Below are 19692 nucleotides of genomic sequence, written 5' to 3'. Positions count from 1 at the left end.
CTCCCTTCGGCCTCAAGTGCGTGCTCCCTCAGTCGATATACAGGGAGTACGCATGGGCCACACCCCCCCTCATAACAACACATGCGACGCTCGACGCTACTGTTTTCTCCTTGCCAAAATTATAAATACCCGCGGGTGAAGTCATGAATATCAAGCAAAAGCTGACCTGGGCATTTGCGGCCATCGCGTGCGTGCCGGTTATCCTGGTGGCCGTGCTGGTCGTGTTGAATCTGCGCGAGGGGGCCCAGGCCAATTTCCTCGACAGCAGTGGCCGCGAGATCCGCCAGATCGACAATGGCATGCAGCAGTTCTTCGATGGCATCAGCCAAAACGTCGACTATGTGGCCAAGGACCCGCGCGTTGTCGCGGCCAAGGACCTCAAGAGCTACGCCGGCGCCGACGCCGCACAAATCCCTCTCACGCCGACCAACACGGCGCTGCTGGAGATTTTCGACCAGTTCGCCAAGAGCCATCCGAGCACCGCCTACCTGTCCCTGGGCTTGAAGGACGGCGGCTACGCCAGTTGGCCCGACGACACCAAACTGAACAATTACGACCCGCGCGTCCGCCCCTGGTACCAGGCGGCCATCGCCGCGCCGGGTAAAACCGTGCGCACCGGCGCCTACTATTGGGCGCCGGACGATGTGACACTGATCGGCACCGTACACACCGTCGCTGACGCCACCGGGAATATCCTCGGCGTGGTCGGCCTGGACGTGTCGCTCAAGCAACTCACCGAACTGGTGCGCAACATCAAGCTGGGCGACAGCGGCTACCTGATGCTGGTGGAAGGCAACGGCAACGTGCTGGTCGACCCCAGCGATGCCAAGCACAACTTCAAGCCCCTGGCCGACCTGGGCCCCAACTACGCCGAACTGGCCAAGCGCGGCGACGGCGTAAGCCAGATCGACATCGATGGCGTGGCCTACATGGCCAACATGGTCAGCTCCAAAGACCTCGGCTGGCGCTTTATCGGCCTGATCAAGCGCGACGAAGTGATGGCCGGCGCCACCCGCCTGACCTGGTTGATCGCGGCCATTGCCGCCGTATTGGCGTTGGTGTTCGCGGTGGTCGGCGCCAGCTTTGCCAGCGTCATCGTACGGCCGATTCGCGGCGTGGCCGACGGATTGCAAGAGATCGCCGAAGGTGAAGGCGACCTGACGCGCCAGCTCAAGGTGCAAGGCAAGGACGAAACCGCCAGCCTGGCCGGTTGGTTCAACCAGTTCCTGAGCATGATCGCCCAGTTGGTGCAGCGCATCGGCAACGCCTCGTCCGACCTGCAGACCGCCGCCGCCGACACCAGCGAAGTCGCCCACAACATGAACCAGGCTGCCGGCCGCCAGCGCGAAGCCGTGGAACTGGTGAGCACCGCGTTCAACGAAATGGTGGCCACCGCCAACGAAGTCGCCCGCTCCTGCAGCGCCGCCGCCACCAGTGCCGACGAAGGCTACCGCGACGTACACGACGGCCAGCAGCACATCGGTGAAGCCACCGGCAGCGTGCTCCAGCTCAGCGAAGACCTGCAACGCTCGACCCAGACCATGCAGCAGCTTGAGCAGGACAGCAAAAACATCAACACCATCCTCGACACCATCCGCTCGATTGCCGAGCAGACCAACCTGCTGGCGCTCAACGCGGCGATCGAGGCCGCGCGCGCCGGCGACCAGGGCCGAGGCTTTGCGGTAGTCGCCGACGAAGTCCGCGCCCTCGCCCGCCGCACTGCGGACTCCACCGGCGAGATCGACAGCCTGCTCGGCAACCTCGCCCGCCGCACCCAGGAAGTGACCCAGCAGATGCAAGGCAGCCTATTGGTGTCTCACACTAGCGTGGAACGTATCCAACAGGCCCGCGACAGCTTCGACAAGATTCGCGGCTCGGTGGATTCGATCCGCGACCAGAACACCCAGATCGCCACCGCTGCCGAAGAACAGCACCAAGTGGCCGAAGAGATCAACCGGCACATCGCGCAGATCCATGCCGATGCGCAACTGGTGGAAGGCTTCGCCCACTCGGCGCAGACCGGATCAGGGCGGCTGACGGATATTTCAGGTCAGCTCAAGGGGTTGGTGGGGCGGTTCAAGTTCTAACAGGCCAGCGAGTGCGCAGAGCAACAATTGATCACGAGCGGACTTGCTGTAGTGAGCGGGCTTGCCCCGCGCTGGGCTGCGAAGCAGCCCCCTATAAATCCACCGAGTTAATCCAGATAGATCTCGGTGCCCGGATTGGGGCTGCTTCGCAGCCCAGCGCGGGGCAAGCCCGCTCACTACACGTTGCGTGCGCCTTTAAGTATCACATCAGATCCTCGGCGACATTTAGCCACACGCCATCATCGCAGCACCTGTAATAGTCTATTGCAGGACTCTAATGTACTAACCAGTTACTTATCTTGCTAAAATCGCGTCTTTGCCCTCTCACATTCGAGTCCTTTCGACATGAAACGAGCATCGCGCGCCGCTGGCGCCTCTAGATTATTACTGCTGGGCCTGGGCGTGATCATCGCCCTGCTCGGCCTTGCGCTGGCTATTGGCGGCGTCAAACTGGTCAGCCTGGGAGGTTCCTGGTACTTCCTGATCGGCGGCGCGGTCATGGCGATTGCCGGGCTGTTGATTGCCGCTCGCAAACCGGCGGGCGCCTGGCTGTTCGCGGCCTTTCTGGTCGGCACGGCCATCTGGGCGGTGGCGGATGTGGGCCTGGTGTTCTGGCCCTTGTTCTCCCGCGTGTTCATGTTCGCGGCCATCGGCATGGTGGTGGCGCTGGTTTACCCATTGCTCGTCAATCGGCCTGCACGCGGCGCCTATGCCGTGGCGGCGGTATTGGCGGTGGGTGTAGCAGTGGCGGCAGGCAATATGTTCGTCGCTCACCCAAGCGTCGCACCGACCGGTGCCGGCCCCGGCATCACGCCGGTGGCTGCAGCGGATGCGCAGAAAGACTGGGCGCACTACGGCAACACCGAAGGTGGCAGCCGCTTTGCCGCGCTGGACCAGATCAACCGCGAAACGGTCAACAAGCTCAAAGTGGCCTGGACCTATCACACCGGTGATGTAGCCATCAGCGACGGCAACGGTGCCGAAGACCAATTGACGCCCCTGCAGATCGGCAACAAAGTGTTCATCTGCACGCCGCACAACAACCTGATCGCCCTGGACGCCGACACCGGCAAAGAGCTGTGGAAGAACGAGGTCAACGCCAAATCGGCGGTCTGGCAGCGTTGCCGTGGCATGGCCTACTTCGACGCCACCGCGCCGATTGCCCAGCCGAACCAGCCCAACAGCTCGCCGATTATTGCCGCCAGCGTTCCCGCCGGTGCGCAGTGCCAGCGTCGCTTGCTGACCAACACCATCGATGCACGCCTGATCGCCGTGGACGCCGACACCGGCAAGTTCTGCGAAGACTTCGGCACCCATGGCCAGGTGGACCTGAAAGCCGGCCTGGGTAACGTGCCGGACAGTTACTACCAACTGTCCTCGGCACCGCTGATGGCCGGCACCACCGTGGTGGTGGGCGGCCGTGTGGCCGACAACGTGCAGACCGACATGCCCGGCGGCGTGATCCGTGGCTTCGACGTGATCACCGGCCAGATGCGCTGGGCTTTCGACCCGGGCAACCCGGAAGACAAGCAAGCCCCGGCCGACGGCAGCACCTATGTGCGCAGCACCCCAAACAGCTGGGCGCCGATGTCCTATGACCCGCTGATGAACACCGTGTTCTTGCCGATGGGCAGCTCGTCCACCGACATCTACGGCGTGGAACGCACCCAGCTCAACCACAAATACGGCGCTTCGGTGCTGGCGCTGGACGCCTCCACCGGCACCGAAAAGTGGGTGTACCAGACCGTCCACAATGACCTGTGGGACTTCGACCTGCCGATGCAGCCAAGCCTGATCGACTTCACGCCGCCAGGCAGCGACAAAGCCGTGCCTGCGGTGGTGATCGGCACCAAGGCCGGGCAGATCTACGTGCTCGACCGCGCCACCGGCAAGCCACTCACAGACGTGCAGGAAGTCCCGGTCAAAGCCGCTAACATCCCTAACGAACCCTACTCGCCCACCCAGCCAAAATCGGTCGGCATGCCACAGATCGGCGCGCAAACCCTGACCGAATCGGACATGTGGGGCGCCACTCCCTACGATCAGCTGCTGTGCCGCATTGACTTCAAGGGCATGCGCTACGATGGCCTGTACACCGCGCCGGGCACCGATAAATCCCTGAGCTTCCCGGGTTCGCTCGGTGGCATGAACTGGGGCAGCATTTCCACCGACCCGGTGCACGGCTTTATCTTCGTCAACGACATGCGCCTGGGCCTGTGGATCCAGATGGTGCCGTCGCAGAACAAGGCCCAGGCCGCGTCCGGTGGCGAAGCGCTGAACACCGGCATGGGCGCCGTGCCGCTCAAGGGCACACCGTATGCCGTGAACAAGAACCGCTTCCTGTCGGTGGCCGGCATTCCGTGCCAGGCGCCACCGTTCGGCACCCTGACTGCGATCGACATGAAGACGCAAAAGGTCGCCTGGCAAGTACCGGTCGGCACCGTTGAAGACACCGGCCCCCTGGGCATCCGCATGCACCTGCCGATCAAGATCGGCCTGCCAACCCTCGGCGGCACCCTGTCGACCCAGGGCGGCCTGATCTTTATCGCCGGTACCCAGGACTTCTACCTGCGCGCCTTCAACAGCGGCAATGGTGATGAAATCTGGAAAGCCCGCCTGCCCGTCGGCAGCCAAGGCGGCCCGATGACCTACGTGTCGCCGAAAACCGGCAAACAGTACATCGTCATCACCGCGGGCGGCGCACGCCAGTCCACCGACCGCGGCGACTACGTGATCGCCTACGCCCTGCCATAACCCCCTCCAGGCGCGGTGCCCCCGCACCGTGCCTTTTGCTTTGGAAGAACCCGCATGACCCCCTCTTCTCATCTTTCCCTTGGGCGCCTGCTGCTCGGCCTGGCCCTGGGTGCCGCGCTACCCGTGCAAGCCGATGACACCACCCTGACCGGCGACTGGGGCGGCCTGCGCCGTGAACTCGACGAGCAAGGCATCCGTTTCACCGGCGACTACAGCGGCGAAACCGCCTACAACGCCCACGGCGGCCAGCACCGCTCGGCGCGTTACTCGCAAAACCTCAAGCTCGGTGTGCAATTCGACTTGGGCAAGCTCTACGGCTTGACCCATGGCGACCGCATCCAGCTCACCATCAACGATCGTCGCGGCAACAGCGCCTCCGAGGACCTGGTGGGCAACCGCCTACCGATCCAGGAAAACTACGGCGGCCTCTATACCCGCCTCACCGAGTTGAGCTACGAACGCACGCTGTTCACCCCGGCGCTGAACATCAAGCTCGGCTACATGGCCATGGGCAATGACCTTGGCGGCCTGGACAGCGGGATTTTGTGCAACTTCATGAACGCCGGTTTCTGTGGGCACCCGCTGAACATGTCCGGCGGCAGCGGCTGGACCAACTACCCCAACGCACGCCTGGGCGCGCGGGTGAAATATGACTTCGCGCCGTCCTGGCAACTGCGCGTCGCCGCGTTCAACGTCGACCCGGACAGCAACGGCGACTCCAGCCGCGCCTGGCACTTGAGCCCCAAGCACACCACCGGCACCGTGGTGCCCATCGAGCTGGTGTACAAGCACGCGGGCCGCCTGCCAGGGGAATACAAACTGGGCTATTACTACGACAGCTCCGACGTTAAACGCATCGGCAGCAACAAGGAGGTCAGCGGTCGCGGCGGTCACTACCTGCTGGTCGACCAGGCGGTGTGGGCTTCGGATTCATCCACCGGTCGTGTGCTGCACGCCTTCGGCCAGTACTCCGCAGCCAGCGAAGCGGCCTCGCCGTTCAGCAAGTGGTACGGCGCGGGCGTGGTCCTGTACAAACCGTTCGAAGGCCGGCCGCGTGACACCCTGGCCCTGGGTTATGGCCGTGCCGTACCCAACCCCCGCAGCCGCGACGTACAGGAACTGGCCGCCTTCAACGCCGGGACCGACTACCCGAACCTGAACAATGCCGAGCAGTTGATCGAGCTCAGTTATGGCTACCAGGCCACCCCATGGCTGACCCTGCGCCCGGATGTGCAATACATCATCGAGCCGGGCGCGTTTTCTGGCGAGAATATCGACAACGCGCTGGTGCTGGGCCTGCAGGTCAAGGCGGTGTTCTGAAGCGGCTCAGTCGTCGCCCGACGGCAATGCCCTGTTCGCCTGTTCGAGCGCAGTGATGCGCTCGACTTTCTTCCCGGAGCGCTCCGCTTCGAATTCCGACGCCAGAAACACTTTGACGATGCTCTTGGCCAGCTCGGGCCCGATCACCCGTGCACCGATGGACAGGATCTGCGCATCATTGCTCTTGCGCGCGCGCTCGGCCGAATAGGTGTCATGGGCCTGGGCCGCCCGCACGCCTTTGATTTTATTGGCGGAAATCGCCATGCCGATGCCAGTGCCGCAAATCAACACGCCCAGGCGCTGTTCACCCGCCCCCACCGCCGTGGCCACGGCGGCTGCAATGTCCGGGTACAGCACCGGGCTGGACGAATAGCAGCCAAAATCCGCAACCCCGTGCCCAAGGCTTTCGATAAAGCCCTTGAGCATTTCCTTGAGTTCAAAGCCTGCCTCGTCGCATCCGATCGCCACCGAAAACGTCGTTTGTGCACCCATTATTGTTTCTCCGCCAGACCGATCAAATGATCACTCACTGAAAATATGCACAAACATTAGCAGGCGACAGGCAGGCGACTGTCAAGGCTTATTTAAAGAGCGCTACCCCTTAAAGTTGCAAAACGAGACAAGCTAGCTTGCCGGGCCATTGACAAAACCGGCCCAGGCAGTTTAAACATATGATCATGATCCGATCATATGATCAGGCAATTGGTTAAACCACCTAATAAGAAAATCAGCAAGAGGACACACCGATGGCCACGCCATTACTGCTCCAGGCTGAACACGTTTCCAAGGCCTACGCCGGGGTCCCTGCCCTGCGTGACGGGCGCCTCTCCCTGCGGGCCGGCAGCGTGCACGCCCTGTGCGGCGGCAACGGCGCGGGCAAATCGACTTTCCTCAGCATCTTGATGGGCATCACCCAGCGTGACGCCGGCAGCATCCTGCTCAACGGCCAGCCGGTGCAGTTCGACCGCCCCAGCGCGGCACTGGCCGCCGGGGTGGCGATGATCACCCAGGAGCTGGAACCCATTCCCTACATGACCGTGGCCGAAAATATCTGGCTGGGCCGCGAGCCGCGCCGTGCCGGCTGTATCGTCGACAGCAAGGAACTGAACCGGCGCACCCGCGAGCTGCTGCAAAGCCTCGAATTCGACGTGGACGCCACCCGCCCGATGCACCGCCTGAGCGTGGCGCAGATCCAGCTGGTGGAAATCGCCAAGGCCTTCAGCCATGACTGCCAGGTGATGATCATGGACGAACCCACCTCGGCCATCGGCGAGCGTGAAGCCGAGACCCTGTTCAAGGCCATCCGCCGCCTGACGGCACGGGGTGCCGGCATCATCTATGTGTCCCACCGCCTCAGCGAGCTGGCGCAGATCGCCGATGACTACAGCATCTTTCGCGATGGCGCCTTTGTGGAGAGCGGGCGCATGGCCGATATCGACCGCGCCCACCTGGTGCGCGGCATCGTCGGCCAGGAGCTGCAACGCATCGACCACAAGGTCGGTCGCGAATGCACGGCCACTACTTGCCTGGACGTCAGCGGCCTGAGCCGCGAGGGCGAGTTCGAGGACATCAGCCTGCAATTGCGCCAGGGTGAAATCCTCGGGATCTATGGGCTGATGGGCTCGGGCCGTAGCGAATTCCTCAACTGCCTGTACGGCCTGACCCTGCCGGACGCCGGCAGCGCCACCCTGCAAGGCCAGCCGTTGCCCACGGGCGCCCCGGCGGCAACCATTCGCGCCGGCATGTCCCTGGTCACCGAAGACCGCAAGGACAGCGGCCTGGTGCTCAGTGGTAGCATCCTCGCGAACATCGCACTCTCGGCCTACAAGCAACTGTCGAGCTGGTCGGTGATCAATGCGCGCAAGGAACAGGCGCTGGCACACAGCATGGTCAAGCGCCTGCAGATCAAGGTTTCGTCCCTGGACCTGCCGGTGGAGTCGATGAGCGGTGGCAACCAGCAGAAGGTGGTGCTCGCCAAATGCCTGTCGACCCAACCGATCTGCCTGTTGTGCGATGAGCCCACGCGCGGCATCGACGAAGGCGCCAAGCAGGAGATCTATCACTTGCTGGACGAGTTTGTGCGGGCCGGTGGCGCGGCCATCGTGGTCTCGTCCGAAGCACCGGAGCTGCTGCACCTGAGTGATCGCATCGCCGTGTTCAAGGGTGGCCGCCTGGTCACCGTCAGCAGCGACACCGCCCTTTCCCAGGAAGCCTTGTTGAGTCTTGCCTCATGAACAGTAAAGTCCTTGCCGCCGCCGTTACCGCCGCACCGCGCAACCGCCTGCGCCTGTCCCTCGACCGTTTCGGCCTGCCGCTGGTGTTTATCCTGCTGTGCCTGGTAATGGCGTTTTCCAGCGAATACTTCATGACCTGGCGCAACTGGATGGACATCCTGCGCCAGACCTCCATCAATGGCATCCTCGCGGTGGGCATGACCTACGTGATCCTCACCAAAGGCATCGACCTGTCGGTGGGTTCGATCCTGGCGTTCGCCGGCTTGTGCAGCGCGTTGGTCGCGACCCAGGGCTATGGCCTGCTGGCAGCGGTGAGTGCGGGGATGTTCGCCGGGGCCATGCTCGGGGTGGTCAATGGCTTCATGGTTGCCAACCTGAGCATCCCGCCCTTTGTCGCCACCCTTGGCATGCTCAGCGTGGCGCGGGGCATGACCTTTATCCTCAACGACGGCAGCCCGGTCACCGACCTGCCGGACAGCTTCCTGGCCATGGGCATTGGCAAGCTCGGCCCCATCGGCGTGCCGATCATTATCTTTGCGGTGGTCGCGCTGATCTTCTGGATGGTGCTGCGCTACACCACCTACGGCCGCTACGTGTACGCCGTGGGCGGCAATGAAAAGAGCGCGCGCACCTCGGGCATCGGCGTGCGCAAGGTGACGTTCTCGGTGTACGTGATTTCCGGCCTGCTGGCGGGACTGGCGGGCGTGGTGCTGGCGGCGCGTACGACCTCGGCCCTGCCCCAGGCAGGCGTGTCCTATGAGCTGGATGCAATTGCGGCGGTGGTGATTGGCGGCACCAGCCTGTCGGGCGGCACCGGCAGCATTGTCGGCACGCTGTTTGGCGCGCTGCTGATCGGGGTGATCAACAACGGTTTGAACCTGCTCGGGGTGTCCTCGTATTACCAACAAGTGGCCAAGGGGTTGATCATCGTGCTCGCGGTGCTGATCGATGTCTGGCGCAAGAAAAAACGCTAAGTGGAGTGTGTGCAATGTCCAATTTCTGGAACCAGGCGTTCGACCTCACCGGCCGTTGCGCCGTGATCACCGGAGGCGCCGCCGGTATCGGCCTGGCCTGCGCCAATTTATTGGTGGAACGCGGCGCCAGGGTGGCCTTGCTGGACCGTGACCCGGCGGTGGTGGAAGTGGCCGCCAGCCTCGGCAGTGGCCACCTGGGCGTGGTGGCCGACCTGCGCCAGCTCGATTCACTGCAGGCCGCCGTCGACCAGGCTGCTGCCCGCCTCGGGCGCATCGATTACCTGGTCAACAGCGCCGGGGTCGCCCTGCTCGACAAAGCCCTGGACGTCAGTGAAAACGCCTGGGACACCACCCTGGACATCAACCTCAAGGCCAGCTTCTTCGTGGCCCAGGCCTGCGCCCGGCATATGATCGAACACGGCGGCGGGCGCATCGTTAACCTCGCTTCCCAAGCCGCCGTCATCGGCCTTGATCGTCACGTTGCCTACTGCGCCAGCAAGGCCGCAGTGGTCGGCATGACCAAGGTGCTAGCCATGGAATGGGCGCCACACGGCATCAACGTCAACGCCGTCTCGCCGACCATCGTCGAAACCGCCCTGGGCAAGAAAGCCTGGGCCGGTGAACTGGGCGAACGGGCCAAATTGCAGATCCCGGTGGGGCGCTTTGCCCAGCCGGAAGAGATCGCCGGCTTGGTGCTCTACCTGGTCAGCGATGCGGCCAAGATGATCACTGGGGAAAACGTGGTGATCGACGGCGGCTACAGCATTCAGTAATCCGATTCCAGACGAATAAGAACAAGGAAACACCCTATGAATCGAGTCATCAACGATCCGGACCTGGTGGTCGAGGACATGCTCGCGGGCATACTCCTGGCGCACCCGGAACTGGTGCAGTACGAGAGCAACCCACGGGTCATCCGCAAACGCACGCCTTCACCGATCGGCCAGGTGGGCATTGTCACCGGCGGCGGCTCGGGCCATGAGCCGGCGTTTCTCGGCTATGTCGGCCCAGGGCTGGTGGATGCGGTCGCCGTCGGCGAGATATTTTCTTCGCCCACCGCCAAAAGCTTTTTCGATGCCTTCCGCGCCGCCGACCAGGGCGCGGGCGTGGCGTGCCTGTACGGCAACTACGCCGGCGACAACATGAACGTGAAGCTGGCGATGAAAATGGCCGCCAGCAAAGACATGACCATCCGCACGGTGGTCGCCAACGACGACGTGGCGTCTGCCCCGCCGGCGGACATCGCCAAGCGGCGTGGCGTGGCGGGTGAGATCTTCATGTGGAAAATCGGTGGTGCCGCCGCTGCCCAGGGCTACGACCTCGACGGTGTGATCCGCGTGGCGCAGAAAGCCGTGGACCACTGCCGCTCCATTGGTGTCGGCCTCACGCCCTGCACCATCCCCGCCGTGGGCAAGCCGAACTTCCAGATTGCCGACGGCCTGATGGAACTGGGCATTGGGCACCACGGCGAACCCGGTATTGAAGTGGTGCCGGTGGCGTCTGCCGCCGCCATGGCCGAGCGCATGCTCGCGCCGATCCTGGCTGACCGCGACTTCACCCAGGACCAGAGCGTGGTGGTGCTGGTCTCGGGCCTGGGCGCCACGCCGGTGATGGAGCTGTATATCTTCTACGCCGAGGTCGAGCGTCAACTGCGCGCCAAGGGCCTGCGCATTCACCGCTGTTACGTGGGCAATTACTTCACGTCACTGGAAATGATGGGCGTGACCCTGACCCTGCTGGGCCTCGACGCCGAATTGAGCACCTTGATCGACCAACCCTGCCGCGCCATCGGCATGACACAGTCGGAGTGAAGCATGAGCGAGCATTTCCCCAGCAATACCGGTAGCGCCATCGTCACCAACCTGGTGTCGATCATCGTCGCCAACCGCGAATACCTCAGCGAAGTGGACGGCGCCATCGGCGACGGCGACCACGGCATCAACATGGCCAAGGGTTTCTCGCGCTGCGGCAAGACCCTGGAAGGGCGCGAACTGTCCCTGGCCGAGGCACTGGACGAACTGACCCTGGCGTTGATGGAAGGCATCGGCGGTTCCATGGGCCCGCTGTATGGCAGCCTGTTTATCGGCATGGCCGACGAAGTGCGCGGCCGCGACAGCATCGATGCGGCGACCTTCGCCAAGCTGCTGCGCGGTGGCCTGACCTCGCTGCAGGACATCAGCGATGCCGGCGTTGGCGACAAATGCCTGATGGATACGCTGATCCCGGCTGTCGAGGCGTTTGAACAGGCCCAGGCCAGCGGCGCGTCGTTCCGTGACGCCTTGCGCCAGATGAAAAGCGCCGCCTCCCAGGGCCGCGACTCCACCCGTGACCTGGTGGCCAAGATCGGCCGCGCCAGTCGCCTGGGGGAACGGTCCCTGGGGGTATTGGATGCCGGCGCGGTGTCGTGCTGCCTGATCCTGACCGACCTCGCCGAATCGGTCGAGGCGCGGTTGGACGCCTAGCTGTGGTGAGGGGATTGCTGTGGTGAGCAGCTCTCTGTGGTGAGCGGGCTTGCCCCGCGCTGGGCTGCGAAGCGGCCCCAGAACCTGCCAATGAGTTCTACCTGGATAAACGCGGTGCCTGGATCGGGGCGGCTTCGCCACCCAGCGCGGGGCAAGCCCGCTCACCACAGAAAGCCCGCTCACAACAACAAGCCCGCTCATTGCAGCAAACCTACTCACTGCAGCAAGCCCGCTCACCCCCTACAAGATGTCACCTAGCGGCGCGTCGCATCATCCAGGGCGAGGATCGTGTAGGCATTCGACACGGTCGTCGCCAGGGTGTTGATCACCCCGGAGCGCAATGCGCCGAGGGTGGCCGCCGCCTTGGTGTTCTCGCTGGCGATCGCCACCACGTCGGGAATGCGCACCAACTCCTGCACCGTCAAGCCAATCACCCGGCCCTGCAGGGTGTTGACCGCCGGCTGGCCATGGATGTCGATAAAGTCGTAGCCCATCATGTCACCGACGGTGCCGGACACGCGGGCCTGGGCGATTTCCTGGGGTGAGAACCAGCCCATGCGCACCATGTTGCTGTTCTCGCTCATGTCACCGATGCCGATCAAGGCGATGTCGGCGCGACGGGCGCGGTCGAGGGTGGAGCGCACGGTGTCGTTGTTGATCAACACGCTGCGCAGTTCGGGGTTGGCGACCAGGGCCGGCGCGTAGAGGGTTTCGCTCTCGGCGCCGAAGCGCAGGGCCAGGCGCCGGCAGATATGGTCGGGGTTCATGTATTCGCCGGCCTTGAGCGAACCGCCGATGGCACACACGAAGGTGCAGTTGCGCGTCACCGGCAGGAACACGTTCTCGGCCACTGCGCCCACGTTGCGGCCCATGCCGACCGCAACGATCATGCCGTCGCTGAGGGTCTTGTTCAGGTAGTTGGCGACCAGGCTGGCCACGGCGGAGCGCTGGGTGTCGGGGTCGCCATGGTCGACCGCGATCAATGCGCGGTCCAGTTGGAAACGCTCGACCAGCGCCTGTTCCAGTTCAGTGTTCAGGGCCGGATGCTGCAGCACCCGCACCTCCACCACCCCTTCATCACGGGCGCGCTTGAGCAAGCGGCTGACCTTGACCCGCGACAGGTCGAAGCGCTTGGCAATGGCTTCCTGGGTGATGTTGTCGAGGTAATAAAGCATGGCCACTTCAGTCATCAGGTCGATGTCGCTGGCGGCACGCTGGGCACTGTCGGTCATGGGAGCTTCCATTTACGCCACAAAAAACCATTCTCCCTAGTCTGTGCGGTGCAAGTCCAGCGGCGAATGGGCGATGCCTGCAAAGATTCTAGTGACTGTGCTGGTATTCCCGTGGCGTACAGCCGAACTCGCGACGGAACACCGTGTGCAGGTACTGCGCCGACTTGAAGCCGCACTGCCGCGCAATATCGGCAATTGCCAGTTGGTTGCCCTGCAGGCCCTTGGCGGCGCTGGCCAGTTTGAAACGCAGGATTTCGTCATGCACGCTGCACCCGCGCGCCTTGCGAAAGTGCGCCTCCAGCGAGGAGCGCGACACCCCCACATACGCCGCCACCTGGGCTGTCTTGATGCCCTGGCACGCGTACTGGCGGATAAACAGCAGGGCCTGCATCACGTAAGGATTGCCCAAGGGTTGATGCAGGCTTGAGGCCTGCACGTTGATCGCGTCCGGCGGCACCAGGATCTGCTCCCCCCGGCAGGGCTTGCCGTGCAGCATCTGGTGCAACAGCGCGGCGGCGGTACGGCCCATGGTCTCGGTGCCCTGGATCACCGAACTCAACGGCACGCGTGTGAGCGTGCGGGTCAGCGGGTCGTTGTCGATGCCGATCAGCGCCACTTCCTCCGGCACCGCAATGCCGGCGGTCAGGCAGGCTTGCAGCAATTGCCGGGCGCGGGCGTCGGTGACCGCGATAATGCCAATCGGCTTGGGCAGGCTGTGCAGCCAGGCGATCTGCTGTTCCACTGCGCTGTCCCACAGCGGCGCGCTGGTGCCCAGGCCGCGATAGATCTGCACCGGCAAACCGTCGCGTTGCAGCAAGCGCTTGAAGGCTTTTTCGCGCTCCTGGGCCCAGCGGTTGGCCTGGGCCTGGGGCAGGCTGAAACAGGCAAACCGCGTCACACCGGCCTCGATCAAATGCTCATAGGCGAGTTCCATCAAGGCCGCGTTGTCAGTGGCCACGTAGGGGACACCCTTGGGGTAGTCGCGCACATCCTCGTAGGATCCCCCCACCGCCACCACTGGCACCTTGCTCCCGGCCAGCGCCTCGCCGATCAGCGGGTCGTCGAAGTCGGCAATGATCCCATCGCCCTGCCAACGCTCGATGCCTTTGAGGCGGCACAGGAAGTCTTCTTCGAGGAACAAGTCCCAGGACGCACGGGTGCTGCTCAGGTAATTGCCGATGCCGGCGATGATGCCACGGTCATAGATTTTGCTGCCATTGAACAGCAAGGCAATGCGGTGCACGGGCGGTAGGGTTTTCATTGTTGTTGTCCTTGGACGGTCGCAACAGCCTAGACCCTGCCACTCAAAATCGCACCCTCCCTTGGTGATTTTCATAATCGCCAGCCCATTGGCCGTTGCTAGTATCGGGGCACCGCCAAGAACAATAAGGAAAACGCCATGCCGTACTTCCCCGGTGTCGAGAAGGTTCGCTTCGAAGGCCCCAGCAGCGACGCCCCCCTCGCCTTTCGCCATTACGACGCCAATAAAATCATCCTCGGCAAACCGATGCGCGAGCACCTGCGCATGGCCGCCTGTTATTGGCACACCTTTGTATGGCCAGGCGCGGATATGTTTGGCGTGGGCACGTTCAAGCGGCCGTGGCAGCGCAGTGGCGATCCGATGGAACTGGCGATCGGCAAGGCGGATGCAGCCTTCGAGTTTTTCTCCAAGCTGGGCATCGACTACTACAGCTTTCACGACACGGATGTCGCCCCCGAAGGCAGCTCGCTGAAAGAGTACCGCCACCACTTTGCGCAGATGGTCGATCACCTGGAACGTCATCAGGAACAGACCGGGATCAAGCTGCTGTGGGGCACGGCCAATTGCTTCAGCAACCCGCGCTTTGCCGCCGGCGCCGCCAGCAACCCGGACCCGGAGGTGTTTGCCTACGCCGCCGCCCAGGTGTTCAGTGCCATGAATGCAACGCTGCGACTCAAGGGCGCCAACTATGTGCTGTGGGGCGGCCGTGAAGGCTATGAAACCCTGCTCAATACCGACCTCAAGCGCGAGCGCGAACAACTTGGGCGCTTTATGCGCATGGTCGTGGAGCACAAGCACAAGATCGGCTTCAAGGGCGACTTGTTGATCGAGCCCAAGCCCCAGGAGCCGACCAAGCACCAATACGATTACGACAGCGCCACAGTGTTCGGCTTTTTGCATGAATACGGGCTGGAACATGAGATCAAGGTCAATATCGAGGCCAACCACGCGACCCTGGCCGGGCACAGTTTTCATCACGAGATTGCCACCGCCGTGTCCCTGGGCATCTTCGGCAGCATCGACGCCAACCGGGGCGACCCGCAGAACGGCTGGGACACCGACCAGTTCCCCAACAGTGTCGAGGAAATGACCCTGGCCACTTATGAAATCCTCAAGGCCGGCGGTTTCAAGCATGGCGGCTACAACTTTGATTCCAAGGTGCGCCGCCAGAGCCTCGACGACGTGGACCTGTTCCACGGGCATGTGGCGGCCATGGATGTGCTGGCCCTGGCACTGGAACGCGCGGCGGCGATGGTCGAGAACGACCGGTTGCAGCAGTTCAAGGACCAACGCTATGCCGGCTGGCAGCAACCGTTGGGCCAGGCCGTGCTGGCGGGTAAGTTCAGCCTGGAATCACTGGCTGAGCATGCGTTTGCCCAGGAGCTGAACCCGCAGGCGGTGAGTGGGCGGCAGGAGATGCTTGAGGGTATTGTGAACCGCTTTATCTACCGCTAGCACTGTGGCGAGCGGGCTTGCTTGTGGGGTGTTGGCTTGTATGTGGTGAGCGGGCTTGCCCCGCGCTGGGGCGCGTAGCGGCCCCACTGCAGGCGATGTGTTTTTACCTGACACTCTGAGGTACCTGGTTTTGGGGCTGCTTCGCAGCCCGGCGCGGGGCAATCCCGCTCACCACAGAGACAGTGTTTGTCTAGAGTCTTCCAACAACAATAAAAGGACACACAATCATGAAACGTACACTCATCGCCACTGCCCTGGCCTTGCTCGCCCTGCCGGTGATGGCCGATTCGGCTCATCCGAAGATCGGCTTTTCCATCGACGACCTGCGCCTGGAACGCTGGTCCCGCGACCGCGATTACTTCGTGGCCGCAGCGGAAAAACTCGATGCCAAGGTCTTCGTGCAATCTGCCGATGCCAATGAGCAAAAGCAGATCTCGCAGATTGAAAACCTGATCTCCCGTGGCGTCGATGTGATCGTCATCGTGCCCTTCAACGCCACCGTGCTCACCAATGCCGTCGCCGAAGCCAAGAAGGCCGGGATCAAAGTGGTGTCGTATGACCGCCTGATCCTCAACGCCGATATCGACGCGTACATCTCCTTCGATAACGAAAAAGTCGGTGAGATGCAGGCCAGCGGTGTGCTGCAGGCGGCGCCCAAGGGCAACTACTTCCTGCTCGGCGGCGCGCCCACCGATAACAACGCCAAGGTGCTGCGCGAAGGCCAGATGAAGGTGCTGCAACCGGCCATCGACAAGGGCGATATCAAGGTGGTCGGCCAGCAGTGGGTCAAGGAGTGGAACCCCACCGAAGCCCTGAGCATCGTCGAGAATGCGCTGACCCGCAATAACAACCAAATCGATGCCATCGTCGCCTCCAACGACGCCACCGCCGGCGGTGCGATCCAGGCCCTGGCCGCGCAGAAGCTGGCGGGCAAGGTGCCGATTTCCGGCCAGGACGCCGACCTCGCGGCCATCAAGCGTGTGATCGACGGCACCCAGACCATGACCGTGTACAAGCCACTCAAGCTGATCGCTTCGGAGGCGGCCAAGCTCTCGGTGCAACTGGCACGCAATGAAAAACCCACCTACAGCTCGCAATACGACAACGGCAGCAAGAAGGTCGACACCATCCTGCTGACGCCGACACCGTTGACCAGGGCCAATATCGACGTGCTGGAGAAAGACGGGTTCTATACCAAAGAGCAGATTGCCGGGCAGTGACCGCCATGGCCGACTACCTGCTGCAAATGAACGGCATCGTCAAAACCTTTGGCGGAGTCAACGCGCTGGACGGTATCGACATCAAGGTGCGGCCGGGGGAATGCGTCGGCCTGTGCGGCGAGAACGGTGCCGGTAAATCCACCCTGATGAAGGTGCTGTCGGCGGTCTACCCGCACGGCACCTGGGACGGTGAAATCCTCTGGGACGGGCAGCCGCTCAAGGCCCAATCCATCCGGGACACCGAGGCGGCCGGCATCGTCATCATTCATCAGGAACTGACCCTGGTGCCCGACCTGTCGGTGGCCGAGAACATCTTCATGGGCCACGAACTGACCTTGCCGGGTGGGCGCATGAACTACCCGGCAATGATCCACCGTGCCGAAGCCTTGATGCGCGAGCTCAAGGTGCCCGACATGAACGTGGCGCTGCCAGTGTCGCAGTACGGCGGCGGCTACCAGCAACTGGTGGAAATCGCCAAGGCCCTGAATAAACAGGCGCGCCTGCTGATTCTCGACGAGCCCTCCTCGGCCCTGACCCGCGCGGAAATCGAGGTGCTGCTCGACATCATCAAAGGCCTCAAGGCCAAGGGCGTGGCCTGCGTGTACATCTCCCACAAGCTCGATGAAGTCGCAGCCGTGTGCGACACCATTGCGGTGATCCGCGATGGCAAGCACATCGCGACCACCGCCATGGCCGACATGGACATCGCGCAGATCATCACCCAGATGGTCGGCCGCGAGATGAGCAACCTTTACCCCACCGAACCGCATGCGGTGGGCGAGGTGATCTTCGAAGCGCGCAACGTCACCTGCTACGACGTCGACAACCCCAAGCGCAAACGCGTGGACGATGTGTCCTTTGTGCTCAAGCGCGGGGAAATCCTCGGCATTGCCGGGCTGGTCGGCGCCGGGCGCACGGAACTGGTGTCGGCGCTGTTCGGCGCCTACCCCGGCCGCTACCACGGTGAAGTGTGGCTCGATGGCCAGGTGATCGACACGCGCACACCGCTCAAAGCCATCCGCGCCGGGCTGTGCATGGTGCCCGAGGACCGCAAGCGCCAAGGCATCATCCCGGACCTGGGCGTGGGCCAGAACATCACCCTGGCGGTGCTCGACACCTTTGCGCACCTGACCCGCATCGACGCCGAAGCGGAGTTGGGCAGCATCGACCAGCAGATCGCGCGCATGCACCTCAAGACCGCCAGCCCGTTCCTGCCGATCACCAGCCTGTCCGGTGGCAACCAACAAAAGGCCGTGCTGGCGAAAATGCTGATGGCCAAGCCCAAGGTGCTGATCCTCGACGAACCCACGCGCGGGGTGGACGTGGGCGCCAAGTATGAGATCTACAAACTGATGGGAGCCCTGGCGGCCGAAGGGGTGTCGATCATCATGGTCTCGTCGGAGCTGGCCGAAGTGCTCGGCGTGTCCAACCGCGTGCTGGTGATCGGCGACGGCCAGTTGCGCGGGGACTTTATCAACGAGGGGCTCACCCAGGAACAGGTGCTCGCCGCTGCGCTCAGTCATCACAATAACGATCGGAAGACCGCGTAGATGAATCAGGTCAAACACCTTTTTACCCGCTACAAAATGCTCGCCCTGGTGATCGCGGTGGCGGTGATCTGGCTGTTTTTCAGCTGGCAGACCGAGGGCGGGTTCCTCACCCCGCGCAACCTGTCCAACCTGCTGCGGCAGATGTCGATCACCGGGATCCTGGCGTGCGGCATGGTGCTGGTGATCATCAGCGGCGAGATTGATTTGTCGGTGGGGTCATTGCTCGGCCTGCTCGGCGGGCTGGCGGCGATTCTGGATGTGGTTTACCACGTGCCGCTGCTGGCCAACCTGAGCCTGGTCGCTTTATGCGGCTTGATGATTGGATTGGCCAACGGGTATATGACCGCCTACCTGCGCATCCCGTCGTTTATCGTCGGCCTGGGTGGGATGCTGGCGTTTCGCGGGATTCTGCTGGGGATCACCGGTGGCACTACCATTGCGCCGGTGTCGCCTTCATTGGTGTATGTCGGCCAGGGGTATTTGCCGCATGCGGTCGGTATCGGCCTCGGCGTTTTGCTGTTTGCCCTGACGCTGTTCCTGACCTGGAAACAACGCCGCAACCGCGCACTGCATAGCCTGGCTGCGCATTCATTGGTGCGTGATGTGCTGCGCGTGGTGGTGATCGGCGCTGTGCTGGCCGGGTTCGTCACCACCCTCAACAGCTACGACGGCATCCCCGTGCCGGTGCTGCTGTTGCTGGTGCTGCTCGGTGTATTCAGCTACGTCACCAGCCAGACCGTGTTCGGCCGCCGCGTATACGCCGTGGGCAGCAACATGGAAGCCACGCGCCTGTCGGGCATCAACGTACAGGCGGTGAAACTGTGGATCTTCGGCATCATGGGCGTGATGTGCGCCCTCGCCGGGCTGGTCAACACCGCGCGCCTTGCCGCCGGTTCCCCTTCGGCGGGGAACATGGGCGAGCTGGATGCCATTGCGGCCTGCTTTATCGGCGGGACGTCGATGCGCGGCGGTTCGGGTACGGTGTATGGCGCGTTGCTCGGGGCGTTGGTGATTACCAGCCTGGACAACGGCATGTCGATGCTGGATGTGGACAGCTATTGGCAGATGATTGTGAAGGGCAGCATTTTGGTGCTGGCGGTTTGGGTCGACGTCAGCACACGCGCCGGGCGGCGGTGATACTCA

14 protein-coding genes and 2 pseudogenes are annotated in these 19692 nt (G+C 63.1%); 13 read left to right on the top strand and 3 right to left on the bottom strand.

Annotated elements, in window-relative coordinates; all coding sequences use genetic code 11:
- Nucleotides 1–143 precede the first annotated feature (143 nt).
- The 4 genes and pseudogenes from AC0IYN_RS22185 to AC0IYN_RS22170 form a co-directional block, all read left to right on the top strand.
- Nucleotides 144–1223 (top strand): annotated as a pseudogene (locus AC0IYN_RS22185) (cache domain-containing protein); the annotation flags it as partial.
- Between the two features lie 321 nt (nt 1224–1544).
- Nucleotides 1545–2087: pseudogene (locus AC0IYN_RS22180) on the top strand (methyl-accepting chemotaxis protein); the annotation flags it as partial.
- A gap of 345 nt (nt 2088–2432) precedes the next feature.
- Nucleotides 2433–4841: a glucose/quinate/shikimate family membrane-bound PQQ-dependent dehydrogenase gene (locus AC0IYN_RS22175; RefSeq protein ID WP_471843248.1), complete on the top strand. Its 2409-nt coding sequence runs from the start codon at nt 2433–2435 to the stop codon at nt 4839–4841.
- Nucleotides 4842–4895: 54 nt separating this feature from the next.
- The gene (locus AC0IYN_RS22170; protein ID WP_457239199.1) at nt 4896–6161 is read left to right on the top strand and encodes a carbohydrate porin; all 1266 of its coding nucleotides are present in this window, start codon (nt 4896–4898) and stop codon (nt 6159–6161) included.
- Nucleotides 6162–6167: 6 nt separating this feature from the next.
- Here AC0IYN_RS22170 and rpiB read toward each other — a convergent pair whose 3' ends face one another.
- On the bottom strand, nt 6168–6653 hold the full coding sequence (rpiB, locus tag AC0IYN_RS22165) for a ribose 5-phosphate isomerase B (RefSeq protein WP_406596379.1): 486 nt from the start codon (nt 6651–6653) through the stop codon (nt 6168–6170).
- A 254-nt stretch (nt 6654–6907) separates the two neighbouring features.
- On the opposite strand from rpiB, the gene AC0IYN_RS22160 reads away from it, so the two are divergent.
- Genes AC0IYN_RS22160 through dhaL form a run of 5 tightly spaced genes read left to right on the top strand, consistent with a single transcriptional unit; the run spans nt 6908 to nt 11831 of the window.
- Nucleotides 6908–8395, top strand: coding sequence for a sugar ABC transporter ATP-binding protein (locus tag AC0IYN_RS22160; RefSeq protein WP_471843245.1), 1488 nt, complete (start codon nt 6908–6910; stop codon nt 8393–8395).
- A complete protein-coding gene (locus tag AC0IYN_RS22155) occupies nt 8392–9369 on the top strand; it encodes an ABC transporter permease (RefSeq protein WP_406596377.1) in 978 nt (325 codons plus the stop codon). The genes AC0IYN_RS22160 and AC0IYN_RS22155 overlap by 4 nt, the downstream gene beginning before the upstream one ends.
- 14 nt (nt 9370–9383) lie before the next feature.
- Complete coding sequence (locus AC0IYN_RS22150) at nt 9384–10142, top strand: SDR family oxidoreductase (RefSeq protein ID WP_457239198.1); 759 nt, start codon at nt 9384–9386, stop codon at nt 10140–10142.
- Nucleotides 10143–10178: 36 nt separating this feature from the next.
- Entirely contained in the window at nt 10179–11180 is a 1002-nt protein-coding gene (locus tag AC0IYN_RS22145; RefSeq protein ID WP_406596375.1) for a dihydroxyacetone kinase subunit DhaK, read from the top strand.
- A 3-nt stretch (nt 11181–11183) separates the two neighbouring features.
- Nucleotides 11184–11831, top strand: a complete 648-nt coding sequence (dhaL, locus tag AC0IYN_RS22140) for a dihydroxyacetone kinase subunit DhaL (protein ID WP_457239197.1) — start codon at nt 11184–11186, stop codon at nt 11829–11831.
- 254 nt (nt 11832–12085) lie between these two features.
- Here the strand turns inward: dhaL and AC0IYN_RS22135 are convergent, their stop codons facing one another.
- Nucleotides 12086–13063, bottom strand: coding sequence for a sugar-binding transcriptional regulator (locus AC0IYN_RS22135; protein ID WP_078049113.1), 978 nt, complete (start codon nt 13061–13063; stop codon nt 12086–12088).
- An 88-nt stretch (nt 13064–13151) separates the two neighbouring features.
- Complete coding sequence (locus tag AC0IYN_RS22130; protein WP_471843240.1) at nt 13152–14324, bottom strand: XylR family transcriptional regulator; 1173 nt, start codon at nt 14322–14324, stop codon at nt 13152–13154.
- A 138-nt stretch (nt 14325–14462) separates the two neighbouring features.
- Here AC0IYN_RS22130 and xylA point away from each other — a divergent pair, with 138 nt between their 5' ends.
- The 4 genes from xylA to AC0IYN_RS22110 all read left to right on the top strand — a co-directional run bounded on the left by xylA (nt 14463) and on the right by AC0IYN_RS22110 (nt 19686).
- Entirely contained in the window at nt 14463–15779 is a 1317-nt protein-coding gene (gene xylA, locus AC0IYN_RS22125; protein ID WP_406596372.1) for a xylose isomerase, read from the top strand.
- A 227-nt stretch (nt 15780–16006) separates the two neighbouring features.
- Nucleotides 16007–16999, top strand: a complete 993-nt coding sequence (xylF, locus tag AC0IYN_RS22120) for a D-xylose ABC transporter substrate-binding protein (protein WP_471843238.1) — start codon at nt 16007–16009, stop codon at nt 16997–16999.
- A 5-nt stretch (nt 17000–17004) separates the two neighbouring features.
- Nucleotides 17005–18549 carry a D-xylose ABC transporter ATP-binding protein gene (gene xylG / locus AC0IYN_RS22115; protein ID WP_406596370.1) on the top strand — a complete coding sequence of 515 codons (1545 nt, stop codon included), beginning with the start codon at nt 17005–17007 and terminating at the stop codon, nt 18547–18549.
- A complete protein-coding gene (locus AC0IYN_RS22110; RefSeq protein ID WP_406596369.1) occupies nt 18550–19686 on the top strand; it encodes a sugar ABC transporter permease in 1137 nt (378 codons plus the stop codon).
- Nucleotides 19687–19692: the final 6 nt, after the last annotated feature.

This window comes from Pseudomonas sp. AC112, assembly GCF_979253545.1.
The sequence above is the reverse complement of the archived record's forward strand: the minus strand, read 5'-3'. Positions and strand labels throughout refer to the sequence as shown.